The sequence below is a fragment of the Paracoccus sp. PAR01 genome (assembly GCF_014851995.1).
Lineage (GTDB): Bacteria > Pseudomonadota > Alphaproteobacteria > Rhodobacterales > Rhodobacteraceae > Paracoccus > Paracoccus litorisediminis.
Genome location: NZ_JACVAW010000117.1, coordinates 1 through 255, shown reverse-complemented (window position 1 = coordinate 255; position 255 = coordinate 1). Strand labels below are relative to the sequence as shown.

Annotated in this window: 1 protein-coding gene; it reads right to left on the bottom strand. The window is 66.7% G+C overall.

Translation table 11 applies throughout. The features are described 5' to 3' along the window. Positions 1-255, bottom strand: a 255-nt coding sequence (locus IB235_RS24935; protein WP_255524441.1) for an isocitrate/isopropylmalate family dehydrogenase, incomplete at both ends; no start/stop codon positions are given.

Here is a 255-nt window from a genome sequence, read left to right as displayed (position 1 = left end):
GGCTGACCTCGACCTCGGGGAATTCGGCGGCCAGATCGCGGGTGACCTCATCCCAGAACACCATCGAGTATTTCTGGGCATTGGATTTGGTGACCGAGGCCAGCTTGCGCCGCCGCCCCATCGCCTGCTCGAAGCCGAAGCGCAGGATGCGCTCGACGCCGGTGCGGGTGAAGATCGCGGTCTCGACCGCGACCTCGTCGCCGGTGCCCTGATGGACGCGGCCCCCGGCACCGGAATATTCGCCCTCGGTGTTCT